The sequence below is a fragment of the Ornithinimicrobium humiphilum genome (genome assembly GCF_006716885.1).
In the GTDB taxonomy this organism is placed as follows: domain Bacteria; phylum Actinomycetota; class Actinomycetes; order Actinomycetales; family Dermatophilaceae; genus Ornithinicoccus; species Ornithinicoccus humiphilus.
This window is the reverse complement of sequence record NZ_VFPU01000001.1, coordinates 2,515,962-2,529,993: the sequence shown is the minus strand read 5'-3', so window position 1 is coordinate 2,529,993 and position 14,032 is coordinate 2,515,962. Positions and strand designations below refer to the sequence as shown.

Here is a 14,032-nt window from a genome sequence, read left to right as displayed (position 1 = left end):
CGCGGCCCCGCCCGGGATCCTCGCCGGGGACGGCCCCACTCAGCCGCGCTCGTCGCCGGAACGGCTGCGCAGCAGGCGACGCAGGGACTCCAGCCGCCCCGGTCCCGACGGCCCGGCATGGCCCTGCGCGACCCACTCGTCCAGGGCGCAGTCGGGCTCGTCGTGGCTGCACCCGCGCGGGCAGCCGGCCGTGCCGGGCGCGAGGTCGTCGAAGTGCTCGACGAAGGTCGCGGGGTCGACGTGCCCGAGACCGAAGGACCGCACGCCGGGGGTGTCCACGACCCAGCCACCCTCCGGCAGGGGCAGGGCCACGGCCGAGGTCGAGGTATGGCGTCCCCGCCCGGTGACCTCGTTCACCGATCCCGTCGCACGCCCGGCCTCCGGCACGAGCGCGTTGACGAGGGTGGACTTGCCCACCCCGGAGTGCCCGACCAGCACGCTGACGCGGTCCACCAGGTGGGCGCGGACCTCCTCGACGGACGCGGGGTCCAGGCTCTCGCGCCCGTCGGACGCAGGGCCGGCGGCCCGGGTGATGACGTGGGGGACGTCGAGCGAGCGGTAGTGCTCCAGGAACGGGCCGGGATCGGCCAGGTCGGCCTTCGTCAGGACCAGCAGGGGGTCGAGGCCCGCGTCGTAGGCGGCGACGAGGCACCGGTCCACCATCCGGGGCCGGGGCTCGGGGTTGGCCAGCGCGGTGACGACGACGAGCTGGTCGGCGTTGGCGACGATGATGCGCTCGACGGTGTCGGAGTCGTCCGCGCTCCGCCGCAGCACCGTCTCCCGCTCCTCGATGCGGACGATGCGGGCCAGCGTGTCGGGCTGCCCCGAGGTGTCGCCGACCATGGCGACGCGGTCGCCGACCACGATGCGGGTCCTGCCCAGCTCGCGCGCCCGCATGGCCACGACGGTGCGCTCGCCGACCCGGGTCGTGTAACGGCCGCGGTCCACCCCGACGACCATGCCGACGACGGCGTCCTCGTGGGCGGGCCGCTCCTTGGTGCGGGGACGGCTTCCGCGCCGCGAGGGGCGCGTGCGGACGACCGACTCGTCCAGGTGGTCGTAGCGGCTCACGGGCGGTCGTCCCCCGCGTCCCGGCCGGTGGCGACGGCCCCGGCCCAGGCCAGGTGGAAGTCGGGGAAGGTCTTGTCGGCCGTGGTCACGTCCTCGATCTCGACCCCGGGGACCACGGCCCCCACCACGGCGGCGAACATCGCCATCCGGTGGTCGTGGTAGGTGCGCAGCAGGGCTCCCGAGAGCCCGGTCGGCTCCACGACCAGGCCGTCGTCGGTCTCCCGGGCCCGGCCCCCCAAGCGGCCGATCTCGGTGACGAGCGCCGCCAGCCGGTCGGTCTCGTGACCTCGCAGGTGGGCGATGCCGCGGAGCCGGCTCGGCCCGTCGGCGAGGGTGGCCAGGGCCGCCACGACGGGGGTCAGCTCCCCGACGGCGGAGAGGTCGAGGTCGACGCCCGTGAGCCGGCCGTCGCCGGCCCCCTGCACGAGCAGGCCCTCCGGCGACAAGGAGGTGGTGGCGCCCATCCCTTGGAGGATCCGGCGCAGGCCGTCGCCGGGCTGCGTCGTCGTGGTCGGCCAGTCCCTGACGGTCACCGTGCCACCGGTCACCGCCGCCAGCGCGAGGAAGGGTGCCGCCGAGGACAGATCGGGCTCGACGACGACGTCGAAGGCCGCGACCGGCCCGGGCTCGACGCGCCAGGAGTGCTGGTCGGGCCGGTGGACCCGCACCCCGACCTGCTCGAGCACCTGGAGGGTCATCTCCACGTGGGGGAGGCTGGGCAGCGAGGCGCCGGTGTGGCGCAGCAGGAGCCCCTGCTCGAAGCGGGCGCCCGCGAGCAGCAGGGCCGAGACGAACTGCGAGCTCGCCGAGGCGTCGATCTCCACGGTGCCGCCGCGCAGGCCGCCCCGACCGTCCACGGTGTAGGGGAGGGTGCCACGACCGCCGTCCTCCACGTCGGCGCCCAGCCCGCGCAGCGCCTCGAGGACCGGTCCGACGGGCCGCAGCCGGGCGGTGGGGTGGCCGTCGAAGCGGACGGGCCCCGCGGCCAGGGCCGCGACCGGAGGCACGAAGCGCATCACCGTGCCGGCCTGGCCGCAGTCGACGTCCACGTCCCCGTGCAGGGCGACGGGCGGGGTGACGAACCACGCCTGGTCGTCGCGGTCGTCGACCTCGACCCCCAGGGCGCGCAGCGCGTCGACCATGCGCTCGCTGTCGCGGGACCGCAGCGGTCGGCGCAGGGTGCTCGTGCCCTCGGCGAGGGCGGCGAGCACGAGCCAGCGATTGGTCAGCGACTTGCTCCCGGGGACCGTCACGACGGCGTCGACCGGTCCGGAGGCGGACGGTGCGGGCCAGGGCAACGGGTCGGTCATCGAGCAGATCCTTCGCGGGAGGGGGCTCTCACGGTAGCGCGGAGAGGAGGTCGGAGACCGCGGCCCGGACGGTGGCCAGGTCGCGGCTGGGTGAGTGGGCGCCGGGGACGGGGACCAGGGTCAGCCGCTCGCGCTCGCTCCCGACCGCGGCGGCGATCTCCTCAGGTCCCCCGAAGGGGTCGCGGGTGCCCTGGACCACGAGGGTGGGCAACCCCGCCGCCAGGGGCAGGAGGAGCTCCTCGGCCCTGCTGCGCTCCGGCTTGCCCGGTGGGTGCAGGGGAAAGGCCAGGCAGACCACGGCGGCCACCGCGGGCCCCGCCCCCGCGACGCTGGTCCGGCAGGCCACCCGTGCTCCTGCGCTGCGCCCGCCGACGACCCACGGGCGGGGCAGCGGGGCGTAGGTCTCCTGCCAGCCGGGGTCTGCCAGCGCGACCATGACGTCCTGCCAGGCCAGGTCCAGGCTGGCCGGGCGCGACGCCACCCGGCGACCGGCCACGCGCCAGGGCTGGTCGACGAGCACGACCGTCCAGCCCTCCTCGACCAGCCCACCCAGGGCGAGCACGTCGGCGGCGTCGCGCGAGCCGCCCGCGCCGTGCCCGAGCAGGAGGGTGCCCCTGGGTGCGGTCGCGCCGGCGGCGGGGATCACGCGCACCTGGGCGGTGCCCTCGCCCGTGGTCACGTCCGTGCGCGGTGCGTCCCGTGCCTCGTCCGGGATCATCCGCCGAGGACCTCGCCCGTCGCCGGGTCGACCGCGCCGACCAGCTGGTCGCGCGGGAGCGGGTCCAGGAGCGCGGGGCCGTTGCTGCGCGAGGAGTTGACGGCCGTGCTGACGGCCCAGGCGCGGAACCGACCGGGCACGTGCGAGGCGTCCAGCAGCGAGCGGACCTCGTCGGGCGACGTGAGCGCCGGGTCGAGCCAGTCGTCCCACAGGGCGGGGTCGAGCGCGACCGGCTGACGGTCGTGGATGCGGTCGAGGCCGGGCTCGGCCGAGGTCGTCAGGATCGTGTAGGAGACGATCCACGACAGCGGGTCCTCGGCGGGGGCGTCGGGCTCCTTCCAGAACTCGTAGAGCCCGGCGAGCGCCAGCGGGGCGTCGTCGGCCCGGGTGATGAAGAACGGCTGCTTGCGCGGCCGCCCCTTGGCGTCGGTCGCGACCGGGCTCGCCTGCCACTCGTACCAGCCGGTGACCGGGACGAGACAGCGCCGCCCGGCCGCGGCGCGGGCGAAGGCGGGCTTGTCCAGCACGCTCTCGACCCGGGCGTTGGTCATCCGCGCGCCGACGGAGGGGTCCTTGGCCCAGGACGGCACCAGGCCCCAGGTGAGCAGCCGCAGCTGCCGCAGCGGTGCGGCGTCCTCGGCGCCCCTGGGCGCCCTCGTCAGGACGACCGGCGCCTGCTTGCTCGGGGCGACGTTGTGGTCGGGGGCGCCCGGCGGCGGCTGCTGGGGATTCTTCAGGACGCTGCGCGAGGGCTCGGCGGTGGCGTCCAGGTCGACCTCGTAGTCCTCGACCAGCTCGTCGGGGTGGGCCGTGGCTGCATACCTGCCGCACATCAGGGCACCGTCACTGCACGTAGCTCGCCAGGAAGTTGCCCATCCGCTCCAGCGCCGCCTGCAGGTCGGTGCCCCAGGGCAGCGTGACGATCCGCAGGTGGTCCGGGGTCGGCCAGTTGAAGCCGGTGCCGTGCACGACCAGGATCTTCTCCTGCTCCAGCAGGTCGAGGACGAGCCTCTCGTCGTCGCGGATCTCGTGCACCTCGGGGTCGAGCCGCGGGAAGACGTAGAGCGCTCCCTGCGGCCGGGCCACCGACACGCCGTCCATGGCGGAGAGCATCCGCACGGCGATGTCCCGCTGCTCGGTCAGCCGGCCGCCCGGGGCCACCAGTTCCTCGATGCTCTGGTGTCCCGAGACCGCCACCTGGATGGCGTGCTGGGCGGGCACGTTGGGGCACAGGCGGGTGGAGGCCAGCAGCTCGATGCCCTGGAGGAAGCCCGCCGCGTGGGCGGTCGGCCCGGTGATCGCGACCCATCCGGCCCGGTAGCCGGCGACCCGGTAGGTCTTCGACAGGCCGTTGTAGGTCAGGCAGAGCAGGTCGGGCGCGAGCGTGGCCAGCGAGGTGTGCTTCGCCCCGTCGTAGAGGATCCGGTCGTAGATCTCGTCGGCCAGCAGCAGCAGCGAGTGCTCCCGGGCCACCTCGACGAGCTGCTCGAGGACCGCCTTCGAGTAGACGGCCCCCGTGGGGTTGTTGGGGTTGATGACGACGATGGCCTTGGTGCGCGGCGTCACCTTGGCGCGGATGTCCTCCACCGAGGGGTTCCAGCCGTCCTCCTCGTCGCAGAGGTAGTGGACGGGGGTCCCGCCCGCGAGGCTCGTCGCGGCGGTCCACAGCGGGTAGTCGGGGGAGGGGATCAGCACCTCGTCGCCGTCGTCGAGGAGCGCCTGGAGCGTCATCATGATCAGCTCGGACACGCCGTTGCCCAGGTAGACACGGTCGACGTCGAGCGCCGGGAAGCCGGGGACCTCCTGGTAGCGGGAGACGATCGCGCGCCGCGCGGGAAGGATGCCCTTGGAGTCGGAGTAGCCCTGCGCCGTGGGCAGGGCGGCGATCATGTCCTGGAGGATCGTGTCCGGCGCCTCGAAGCCGAAGGGTGCCGGGTTGCCGATGTTGAGCTTGAGGATCCGGTGCCCCTCGGCCTCGAGCTGGGCGGCCCTGGCCGCGACCGGCCCCCGGATCTCGTAGAGCACGTTCTGCAGCTTGAGCGGCTGGTTCAGCGGCTTGAGGTGGTGCCGGGGTACGGGGTTCACCCTCTTATGGTCCCACTTCCGTGGCGGTACGCTGGGACCCGGCCAACCGCACGGGGGTGAGGGACGAAGGGACACCGCTGTGCGTCGGAAGGACCTGGGGCTGATCGGGCTCGCGGTCCTGACCGTGGGGCTGGTCGCCCTGACGCTGCTCCGCACCGCGCTGCCCGGGACCGGGGTGGACCTCCGGGACCTGCCCTCGGGCGTGGAGACCACCCCCGCCACGGCCGATCCTGCGCGGTCGACGGGGGAGCCCGTCCCCACCGAGGATCCCGACGCGCCCCGCCCCGCGGGCGACCCCCTGGGTGCCGCCCGCGCCGTGCTGGCCTCGGGGGCCCCGGTCGTGGTGGCCGCACTGGGGGACTCCACGGGCAACGAGACGTGGGAGTGGACCTACACGTGGGCCCGGGACCTCGGCACGGACCGGCCGGTCACCGTCGTGTCGTGGAACGAGTGGACCGAGGCGGGCTACATCGAGCCCCGGCTCGTCTCCGACGGGGGAGCGGGCCCGGCAGCGGGGGCGGTGACCATCTACAGCGGCCACCACACCGGCGCGCGTGCCGGCTACGTCGCCGAGCACGCCGGTGCGCTCCTTCCCGAGCGGCCGGACCTCGTCCTGCTCAACTACGGGCACAACTCGCCCGCGTCCGAGATCGCCGCCGAGCTCGCCGAGGCGCTGGACGCGGTGCGGGGGAGCGCGGGCAGGGACGTCCCCGTCGTCGTGATCCTCCAGCAGCCCCGTCTGGACGGCGAGGGGGCGGACGTGCGGGAGGCGGTGGCCGACTGGGCGACGCAGGAGGGGCTGGGGATCGTCGACGTGGCGCGGGCCTTCTCGGAGAGCGGCCGGCCCCTCGCGGACCTGCTGGCCGACCCCGTGCACCCCAACGAGGCGGGCACCCGCATCTGGGCTGACGCGGTGGCCCGGGCCCTCGGGCCACCCGCCGACGGGGAATGAAGCCGCACCCGGTGCCGTTCTCACCTGCGTCCCCACCGTGCAGGAGGCACCCTTGCTCATCACCGCAGTCACCCCCGGCGAACGCGTCGGCGCCAGCGCCCTCGTCCAGGGTTCCGGGCTAGGCTGGTCGACAATGACTACCGACCAGCCGACCATCGAGGAGCTCGAGGCCCAGGCCGTGGCGGAGGCCGACGCCACCGTGGACGTGGCGACGGAGACTCCCGAGGAGCGGGCCGCCCGGTTCGAGCGCGAGGCGATGCCGCTGCTCGACCAGATGTACAGCGCCGCCTTGCGCACGACCCGCAACCCCACGGACGCCGAGGACCTGGTCCAGGAGACCTACGCCAAGGCGTTCGCGGCCTTCCACCAGTACCGGCCGGGGACCAACCTGAAGGCGTGGATGTACCGCATCCTCACCAACTCCTACATCAACAGCTACCGCAAGAAGCAGCGCCAGCCGCTGGAGTCCGACGCGGCCGAGGTCGAGGACTACCAGCTGGCGCGCGCCGCGTCGCACACGTCCTCCGGGCTGCGGTCGGCCGAGGCCGAGGCGCTCGACCACCTGCCGGACAGCGACGTGACGCGCGCGCTCGCCTCCATCGGCGAGGACTTCCGCCTCGCGGTCTACCTCGCCGACGTGGAGGGCTTCTCCTACAAGGAGATCGCCGAGATCATGGACACCCCCATCGGCACCGTGATGTCCCGGCTGCACCGCGGCCGCAAGCAGCTGCGCGAGCTGCTCACCGACTACGCCCGCGAGCGCGGGTTCGTCAAGGAGGGCACCCGATGAGCCGGCACGAGGAGAAGGGCGCGGCCGACTGCGCCGACGTGGTCCTGCGCCTGTTCGAGTACGTCGACAACGAGGCCGGACCGGTCGACCGGGCACGGATCGAGGCGCATCTCGACCAGTGCGGTCGCTGCCTCGCCGAGTACGAGCGCGACCTGCTGGTGAAGGCGCTCGTGCGCCGGGCCTGCGCCTGCGAGCAGGCGCCGGACACCCTCCGGAGCCAGATCCTGACCCGCATCACGGCCACCGCCACCTCCGTCACGGTGGTGGAGCAGCGCCGGCCCGAGCAGGGCTGACACCAGGCACGACAGAAGGGCCGGTCCGCACCAGGTGCGGACCGGCCCTTCTCGTCTGCTGTCGCGAACGCTCAGGCGTTGGGCTTGCGCCCGTGGTTGGCGCCCTTCTTCTTGCGGTCGCGACGCTTGCGTGCACGCTTGCTCATACTTGCCTCCCGGGGGTCGTGGTGTCTGCGGAGTCCAGCTCCGGCTCGGCACCACAGGGCCCGCCGGAGACGATCCGACCCATCATCGCACACGCGTCGGCGCCCATCCGAACCCGCTGTGATACAGATCACACGTAACGTAAAGACTTGTCCAAATTTCCACGTCAGACGCCTCTTCGTCTCGACCCCTGTGCGCGCGCTGTGGGACAGTTGGGACACGGCCGACACGCGCCGGCAACCCCGACCGAAGTGCCTATCCCGTGGCACGCACGAAAGGAAGTCATCGTGCTGCAGCTCCTGAACCTGCTCTCCGGCTTCTCGTTCTCCGCTCCGTTCACCGCCATCTCCGACGGCATCCTCAACTGGGAGGACTGACGAGCGACCAGCGACAGAGGGGCGAAGGGCGGACCGCCCTTCGCCCCTCTTCCGTTCGAGTAGGCCTCGTCATCACGCTCCTGGCCACGGTGGCCGGGGGTTTCTGCTGGTGGGGCTGGCACCTCCTGGGGGAAGGGGCCCGGCTCGAGCCGGGCGTGGTGCTCCCGCTCGCGGTGCTCGGCCTGGGCGGCGTCCTCCTGCGGGAGCGCAACCTCGGGCCGCACCTCGGCGTCTCGGTCAGTTCCGTCGTGCTCGCGGCCGCGGTCGCGCTCGTCGGCCCGGTCGGGGCGGCGCTGGTCGGCATGTTCGCCTACCTCTGCGACGTGCGTCAGCAGCGGCTGCGGACCCGGCTGTTCAACGCCGCGATGGCGGCCGCCATCGGGGCGGTGGGAGGCGTGGTCTACCTGCTGCTCGCCGACGGGCTCGCGACCGACGTCGAGCTCGACCGTCCGCTCCTGGACGCCGGGCTGCCCCTGGCCGTGGCCCACGGCGCGATGACGCTCCTCAACGCGGTCTCGATCGGGCTGATGGCCAACGCGGTCCGCGGCAGCCACGTGCTCACCGTGGCGGGCGAGGCGCTCCGCACCCTCGGCTGGGGCACCCTCACGCATCTCGTCGTGGGGTTCCTCTTCGTGGTCCTGTGGGTGGGCCCCGACCTCGGTGCCCTCAGCGCGCTCTTCGTGCTGGGGCCGCTCGTCGTCGCGCACTGGTCCATCGGGCGCGAGGCCCTGGCGCGCCGCGAGCACCAGGAGACGGTCACGACGTTCGTCGCCGCCCTGGAGGAGGCGGACCCCGTGTCGGTGGGCCACAGCGCCCGGGTGGCGGACCTGGCCGACCGGATGGCCGGCATCCTGGACCTCGGGGGGCAGCAGGCCGAGGACCTGCGCTACGCCGCCCTCCTCCACGACATCGGCCTCGTGGCGGTGCGGCCCGAGCTGCCCACCGACGTCGAGCCCGACGACATCGCCTACCTCAGCGCCATCAGCGGTCACCCGGAGGCGGGGGTCGCGGTGCTGAAGGGCATGGACTTCCTCACCGGCGCGCTGCCCGCCATCGCCCACCACCACGAGCGCTTCGACGGCCGCGGCTATCCCGCCGGCCTCGAGGGGGAGACCATCCCGCTCGCGGCCCGCATCATCGCCGTCGCCGACGCCTACGACGCGCTCACGACGGACGGCGCCGGCACCCCGGTCCCGCGCGAGGAGGCGCTCGCCGAGATCCGGAGCCGGGCCGGCACGCAGTTCGACCCGCAGGTCGTCGACGCCCTCGCGGAGGTCCTCTCGCGCGCGGGGGCGCAGCCCGTGGTCGAGGAGGCGGCAGCCGACCCCCACGCACCCGAGCAGGTCCGTGCCGCCGGTCCCGACGCCCGCGCGGCACGCCCGCGGTGGGACCACGACCATCCGTCGGTGAGCGACACCTTCGCCGAGTGGCAGCCCGACCCGGGGGTGAGGGTGCCGTGACGCTGCAGATCGCGGTCGTCGCCCTCCTGGCGATGGTCGTCGGCGAGGCCTGGCGCATCGCGGTGCCGGGGGTGGTCCGCGACGCACCGCTGGCCCAGGCCACCGCCGTGGCGCTCGTGGTCTCCACGGGGTGGCCGTCCGGCGAGGGGGACCCCAACTCCCTGCTCGGGCTCCTCGGCCCGCTCGCGCTCGCCTGCCTGGCCACCGTGGGCGTCGGGGTCGCGCGCCGGCGCTGGGGCTCGCTGCGTCACGACCTGGCCCGAACGGTGTCCACGGTCGTCGTCGCCGGGGTCCTGGCCCGGATCGGCCCGGGAGGCGCCCGCAGCCTGCTGGAGCGGGCCACCACCCAGGAGGGGGACCCGGCGCCCCTGATGGCGCTCCTGCTGCTCGTGGTCGCCGTCGTGGCAGTCGGCGTGCCCGTCGTGGCCCGGGCGGCCTACGAGGCGCTGCGCGAGCGCGGATCGCTGCGCGCCACCGTCGGCGGGCACCTGGTGCGTCACGGTCCGCTGGCCCTCGCGACCGCCTCGACCGCGGCCGTGATGGCGCTCTCCCTGAGCGACCTCGGCTGGCCCACCTTCGTGCTCTTCCTCGTGCCGATGGCCCTGCTCCAGCCCGCGGTGGCGAGGCAGCGCCGGATCCGCGAGGCTCAGCGCCAGACCCTCTTCGCCCTGTCGCGGCTCACCGACCAGGCAGGCCTCACGGCACCGGGGCACGCCGTGCGGGTCGCCCGACTGGCGGTGCCCGTCGCACGCGAGGCCGGGGTGGACGACGCGGACCTGCCGGACGTGGAGGCGACCGCCCTCCTGCACGACGTCGGCCAGGTCGGCCTGTGGCGCCCGATCCCGGGCGGTGCGACGGTGGAGATCTCGCTGCGCGACCAGCGACGCATCGCCGCCACCGGTGCGGCGGTCCTGGCCCGCACCGCCGAGCTCTCCCGGCTCGCTCCCCTGGTCGCGGACGTCGGGGTGCCCCACCACTGGGCGGTCGAGCGGGGAGACGTGGCGATGGCGTCCCGCGTGGTCCGGGTGATCTCCGCCTACGACGACCTGACCGGGACCGGCACCCGGCTGAGCGGCGCGCACAGCCCGGCCGAGGCCGTGGAGCGGATCCTGCGTGCGACGCCCTACGAGTACGACCCCGACGTCGTGGACGCGCTCATCCGGCACCTGGTGCGCACCGGGGTGCTCGGCAGCACCGACCTGGGGCGTCTGCGCCAGCTGCTCCCGGGCTCACGGGCGGCGGCCTCCGAGCGGGCGTCGTAGCCTGAGCCCGTGCTTCTCGCGATCGACACCTCGACCACGGCCATCGGTGCCGCCCTGCACGACGGCACCGGGGTGGTGGCCACGGTCGTGCACGAGGACGCCCGCCGGCACGGGGAGCTGCTCGCCCCCGGCGTCGCCGAGGTGCTCGAGCGTGCCGGGGTGGACCGCGAGGAGCTGACGGGCATCGTCTGCGGCGTCGGCCCCGGCCCCTTCACCGGTCTGCGCGTGGGCGTGGTCACCGGTCTCGTGCTCGCGCACGCCCTCCGCCTGGCCCCGCCGGCCGGCGTCTGCTCCCTCGACGCGCTCGCCCACGAGGTGGCCACCTCGGGCGCCCACCTCGGGCGTCTGCTCGTGGCGACCGACGCCCGCCGCAAGGAGGTCTACTGGGCGGTCTACGACGTCACGCCGGAGGGGGCGAGGAGGCTGGACGGTCCCGGCGTCGCCCGCGCCGCCGACCTTCCCGACGACGTCCGGGCCCTGCCGGTCGTCGGGCGGGGCGCCGAGCTCTACGCCGAGCACCTGCCGCACCGGCTCCCCGACGGGCCGCGAGACGTCGACCCGGGCGTGCTCGCCGACCTCGCCGTGCGCCTGCTCAACGGCTCCCACCCGGACGCCGCGACCGGTCTGCTCGACCCTGAGCCCCTCTACCTGCGCCGGCCCGACGCCGTGGCCGCCCCCGGCACCGCGATGGCGACGGCTGCGCGGCCGGGAACGCCGTCGTGAGGGTGCGCGAGGCGGGCTGGCGCGACCTGGCGGGCATGGCCCGTCTCGAGGCCGAGTGCTTCCCCGTCGACGCCTGGTCCGAGGGGCTCTTCTGGTCCGAGTTCGCGCAGCGTCCGCAGCGGGCCTACTGGGTCGCGACGGCCGACGACGCGGACGGCACGATCGCCGGCTACGCCGGGCTCAGCACCGCGGGCGAGGACGCCGAGGTGATGACGATCGCCGTCGGCCCGGAGCACCGCGGGACGGGCCTGGGTGCGCGCCTGCTGGACCTCCTCCACGAGACCGCCGCCGCGGCGGGGGCGTCGGGCGTCCTGCTCGAGGTCCGCGCCGACAACGAGCCGGCCCGCGGCCTCTACGCCACGCGGGGCTACCAGCTCGTGCACACCCGGCGTGGCTACTACCGATCCGCCCAGGGCGCTCCCGCCGTGGACGCCCTCGTCCTGCGCAAGGAGCTGACCCGATGACGACCGACGGACCCCTGGTGCTGGGCATCGAGACCAGCTGCGACGAGACGGGCGTCGGCATCGTGCGCGGGCAGACGCTGCTCGTCGACACGGTCGCGAGCAGCGTGGACGAGCACGCGCGCTTCGGCGGTGTCGTGCCCGAGGTGGCCAGCCGCGCTCACCTCGAGGCGATGGTCCCGACGATCGAACGTGCCTGCGCCGACGCCGGTGTACGGCTCGAGGACCTCGACGCCGTCTCGGTGACCGCGGGGCCCGGTCTCGCGGGCGCGCTCCTCGTGGGTGTCGCCGCCGCCAAGGCGCTCGCGCTGGGCCTCGGCAAGCCGATCTACGGCGTCAACCACCTGGCCGCCCACGTGGCGGTCGACGTGGTGGAGCACGGTCCGCTGCCCGAGCCCACCATGGGCCTGCTCGTCAGCGGCGGTCACTCCAACCTGCTGCTCGTGCCCGACGTCACCCACGACATCCGGTCGCTGGGGTCGACGATCGACGACGCCGCGGGGGAGGCCTTCGACAAGGTCGCCCGGCTGCTGGGCCTGCCCTTCCCGGGCGGTCCGCACATCGACCGGGCGGCCCGGGAGGGCAACCAGCTCGCGATCGACTTCCCGCGCGGGCTGACAGCGGGCAGGGACATGCAGCGCCACCGCTTCGACTACTCCTTCTCCGGCCTGAAGACCGCCGTGGCCCGGTGGGTCCAGGCGCGCCAGGAGAGCGGGGAGCCGGTGCCCGTGGCCGACGTCGCGGCGAGCTTCCAGGAGGCGGTCGTGGACGTGCTCACCCGCAAGGCGGTGCTGGCCTGCCAGGAGCACGGGGTCGACGACCTGCTCATCGGCGGCGGCGTGGCGGCCAACTCCAGGCTGCGGGCGATGGCCCAGGAGCGCTGCGACGCCGCGGGGATCCGGCTGCGCGTCCCGCGGCCGGGCCTGTGCACCGACAACGGGGCGATGGTGGCCGCGCTCGGCGCCGAGATGGTGACGAAGGGGCGCGAGGCCTCCCGCCTCGACCTGCCCGCCGACTCGTCCCAGCCGGTGGAGCAGGTCCGCTCCTAGGCCGGGGGTCCGGGGGCGCGCCCCTGGGGGCGCACCACCACGGCCGACGGCGCGCCGGCGATCCGGGTGAGCACGAGGGTGGCCTCCGGGGCACCGCGACCACCGCGCAGCCGCAGCTCGGTGCGGAAGCGCTCGACGTCCGTGGGGACCCCGCGCTTCTTCAGGGTCACCCGGCCGACGCCGCGCTCGCGCAGCCAGGCGCGCACGGGGCGTGCGTGCAGCGGCAGGACCTCCTCCACCGCGAACCAACGCGCCCAGGACAGCTCGACCGGTGCGGGGGCCGTGACATAACCCACCCCGCCGTCGAGCTCACGCCCGTCGACCGTGGCGGCCAGCGCTCCCGCCAGGCCGGCGGCCAGGACCGCGCCGTCGGGCTCGGCCAGCCAGGCATCCGGCTGCTCCCCGGGCGTCAGCGGGGGCGGGGCGTCCTCGGCGGGCCGCACCACCTCCCAGGAGGCGTCCTCGGGGCCCGACGTGCCGACGACCGCGCTCCCGCCTGGGAGGCGCACCGCGGCGCCCCACCAGACGACGCACTCGACGACGTCCCCGTCGAGGGAGACCCACTCCGCCTCCGTACCCGCCGGAAGGTCGCCCACGGAGAAGCCGGGCGAGAGCTTGGCCCCGGTCGCCGTGGCCCGGGCGGCCACCCCGAGGACGTGCTCCCAGGACGGCGAGAGGTCGGAGAGCCGGAAGAGCCGGCGGGTGCGGCCCTGCGCGTCGGCGACGCCGGCCGTGCGGCGGGCCGGGTCGAGCCAGGCGCCGTCCCCGTCGGCCACCGGAATGTCGTGCACGTCGGCCCGCAGCACCCGGGCCCGCGGGTAGGGGGCGAGGTTGGCCGTCGCGGCCGCGGCGACCTCCTCGTCACGCTCGACCGCCGTCACGGCCAGGCCGGCCCCGGCCAGCGCGAGGGAGTCGAGACCCAGTCCCGACCCGAGGTCCCAGACGTGGTCGACCCCGGCGTCGGCGAAGCGCGCCGCGTGCCGGCGGGCGACCGCGGGCCGGGTGGCCTGCTCGAGGCCGTCGGCGGTCAGGAGCAGCCGGTCGGCCAGCGGGCCGAGGCGGACCCGCGCGCGGGCCCGCAGGCGGGCCTGCGTCAGGGCGGCGGAGACCAGAGCCGCGTCCAGACCCCTGGCCCGGAGCCGGGCGGTCAGCGCCAGGACCTCGTCGTCGCGGTAGGGCGGCAGCGAGGCGAGGAGCTCGCGCCCCTCGTCACCCGCCAGCCGGCGGAGCAGGTCGGCGGGGGAGGGGGCGTCCTCGTCCGGTCCTGTCACCGTCCCATTGTCGATCACGCGGGCCGACCGGGGGAGCGGGGGAGGCGACCACCAGTAGATTGGCTC

Annotated in this window: 15 protein-coding genes; 8 read left to right on the top strand and 7 right to left on the bottom strand. The window is 75.0% G+C overall.

Annotation, left to right across the window (positions count from 1 at the left end; genetic code table 11):
• Positions 1-39 precede the first annotated feature (39 nt).
• From rsgA to FB476_RS11885, 5 genes are read right to left on the bottom strand one after another with little or no spacing between them, the layout of a single operon-like run.
• Positions 40-1,071: a ribosome small subunit-dependent GTPase A gene (rsgA, locus tag FB476_RS11905; RefSeq protein ID WP_141819073.1), complete on the bottom strand. Its 1,032-nt coding sequence runs from the start codon at positions 1,069-1,071 to the stop codon at positions 40-42.
• Complete coding sequence (aroA, locus tag FB476_RS11900) at positions 1,068-2,381, bottom strand: 3-phosphoshikimate 1-carboxyvinyltransferase (protein WP_141819071.1); 1,314 nt, start codon at positions 2,379-2,381, stop codon at positions 1,068-1,070. The genes rsgA and aroA overlap by 4 nt, the downstream gene beginning before the upstream one ends.
• A gap of 28 nt (positions 2,382-2,409) precedes the next feature.
• Complete coding sequence (locus FB476_RS11895) at positions 2,410-3,099, bottom strand: alpha/beta hydrolase family protein (RefSeq protein ID WP_141819069.1); 690 nt, start codon at positions 3,097-3,099, stop codon at positions 2,410-2,412.
• Positions 3,096-3,932 (bottom strand): SOS response-associated peptidase, encoded by an 837-nt coding sequence (locus tag FB476_RS11890; protein WP_141819067.1) that lies wholly within the window; start codon positions 3,930-3,932, stop codon positions 3,096-3,098. Before FB476_RS11890 ends, FB476_RS11895 begins: the two co-directional genes overlap by 4 nt.
• Before the next feature lie 10 nt (positions 3,933-3,942).
• Positions 3,943-5,184 carry a pyridoxal phosphate-dependent aminotransferase gene (locus FB476_RS11885; protein ID WP_141819065.1) on the bottom strand — a complete coding sequence of 414 codons (1,242 nt, stop codon included), beginning with the start codon at positions 5,182-5,184 and terminating at the stop codon, positions 3,943-3,945.
• Positions 5,185-5,263: 79 nt separating this feature from the next.
• On the opposite strand from FB476_RS11885, the gene FB476_RS11880 reads away from it, so the two are divergent.
• The 3 genes from FB476_RS11880 to rsrA all read left to right on the top strand — a co-directional run bounded on the left by FB476_RS11880 (position 5,264) and on the right by rsrA (position 7,219).
• The gene (locus FB476_RS11880; RefSeq protein ID WP_141819063.1) at positions 5,264-6,136 is read left to right on the top strand and encodes an SGNH/GDSL hydrolase family protein; all 873 of its coding nucleotides are present in this window, start codon (positions 5,264-5,266) and stop codon (positions 6,134-6,136) included.
• 133 nt (positions 6,137-6,269) lie between these two features.
• On the top strand, positions 6,270-6,926 hold the full coding sequence (locus tag FB476_RS11875; RefSeq protein WP_238329686.1) for a sigma-70 family RNA polymerase sigma factor: 657 nt from the start codon (positions 6,270-6,272) through the stop codon (positions 6,924-6,926).
• Positions 6,923-7,219, top strand: coding sequence for a mycothiol system anti-sigma-R factor (gene rsrA / locus FB476_RS11870; protein WP_141819061.1), 297 nt, complete (start codon positions 6,923-6,925; stop codon positions 7,217-7,219). The genes FB476_RS11875 and rsrA overlap by 4 nt, the downstream gene beginning before the upstream one ends.
• A 71-nt stretch (positions 7,220-7,290) precedes the next feature.
• Here rsrA and FB476_RS17240 read toward each other — a convergent pair whose 3' ends face one another.
• A complete protein-coding gene (locus tag FB476_RS17240; protein ID WP_369299113.1) occupies positions 7,291-7,365 on the bottom strand; it encodes a 50S ribosomal protein bL37 in 75 nt (24 codons plus the stop codon).
• A 464-nt stretch (positions 7,366-7,829) separates the two neighbouring features.
• Between FB476_RS17240 and FB476_RS17140 the strand changes: the two genes are divergently transcribed.
• From FB476_RS17140 to tsaD, 5 genes are read left to right on the top strand one after another with little or no spacing between them, the layout of a single operon-like run.
• Entirely contained in the window at positions 7,830-9,200 is a 1,371-nt protein-coding gene (locus FB476_RS17140; RefSeq protein ID WP_141819024.1) for an HD-GYP domain-containing protein, read from the top strand.
• The gene (locus FB476_RS11855; RefSeq protein WP_141819022.1) at positions 9,197-10,462 is read left to right on the top strand and encodes an HD-GYP domain-containing protein; all 1,266 of its coding nucleotides are present in this window, start codon (positions 9,197-9,199) and stop codon (positions 10,460-10,462) included. The genes FB476_RS17140 and FB476_RS11855 overlap by 4 nt, the downstream gene beginning before the upstream one ends.
• A 9-nt stretch (positions 10,463-10,471) precedes the next feature.
• Complete coding sequence (tsaB, locus tag FB476_RS11850; RefSeq protein WP_141819019.1) at positions 10,472-11,185, top strand: tRNA (adenosine(37)-N6)-threonylcarbamoyltransferase complex dimerization subunit type 1 TsaB; 714 nt, start codon at positions 10,472-10,474, stop codon at positions 11,183-11,185.
• Positions 11,182-11,649 carry a ribosomal protein S18-alanine N-acetyltransferase gene (gene rimI / locus FB476_RS11845; protein ID WP_238329685.1) on the top strand — a complete coding sequence of 156 codons (468 nt, stop codon included), beginning with the start codon at positions 11,182-11,184 and terminating at the stop codon, positions 11,647-11,649. The genes tsaB and rimI overlap by 4 nt, the downstream gene beginning before the upstream one ends.
• Positions 11,646-12,695, top strand: coding sequence for a tRNA (adenosine(37)-N6)-threonylcarbamoyltransferase complex transferase subunit TsaD (gene tsaD, locus FB476_RS11840; RefSeq protein ID WP_141819017.1), 1,050 nt, complete (start codon positions 11,646-11,648; stop codon positions 12,693-12,695). The genes rimI and tsaD overlap by 4 nt, the downstream gene beginning before the upstream one ends.
• Here the strand turns inward: tsaD and FB476_RS11835 are convergent.
• Positions 12,692-13,966 carry a class I SAM-dependent methyltransferase gene (locus tag FB476_RS11835; protein ID WP_141819015.1) on the bottom strand — a complete coding sequence of 425 codons (1,275 nt, stop codon included), beginning with the start codon at positions 13,964-13,966 and terminating at the stop codon, positions 12,692-12,694. The genes tsaD and FB476_RS11835 overlap by 4 nt on opposite strands.
• Between the last annotated feature and the right edge of the window lie 66 nt (positions 13,967-14,032).

Coding starts and splice junctions, on each gene's coding strand:
- aroA (WP_141819071.1), bottom strand. CDS start 2,381: ATGACCGACCCGTTGCCCTGGCCCGCACCGTCCGCCTCCGGACCGGTC.
- FB476_RS11895 (WP_141819069.1), bottom strand. CDS start 3,099: ATGATCCCGGACGAGGCACGGGACGCACCGCGCACGGACGTGACCACG.
- FB476_RS11890 (WP_141819067.1), bottom strand. CDS start 3,932: ATGTGCGGCAGGTATGCAGCCACGGCCCACCCCGACGAGCTGGTCGAG.
- FB476_RS11875 (WP_238329686.1), top strand. CDS start 6,270: ATGACTACCGACCAGCCGACCATCGAGGAGCTCGAGGCCCAGGCCGTG.
- rsrA (WP_141819061.1), top strand. CDS start 6,923: ATGAGCCGGCACGAGGAGAAGGGCGCGGCCGACTGCGCCGACGTGGTC.
- tsaD (WP_141819017.1), top strand. CDS start 11,646: ATGACGACCGACGGACCCCTGGTGCTGGGCATCGAGACCAGCTGCGAC.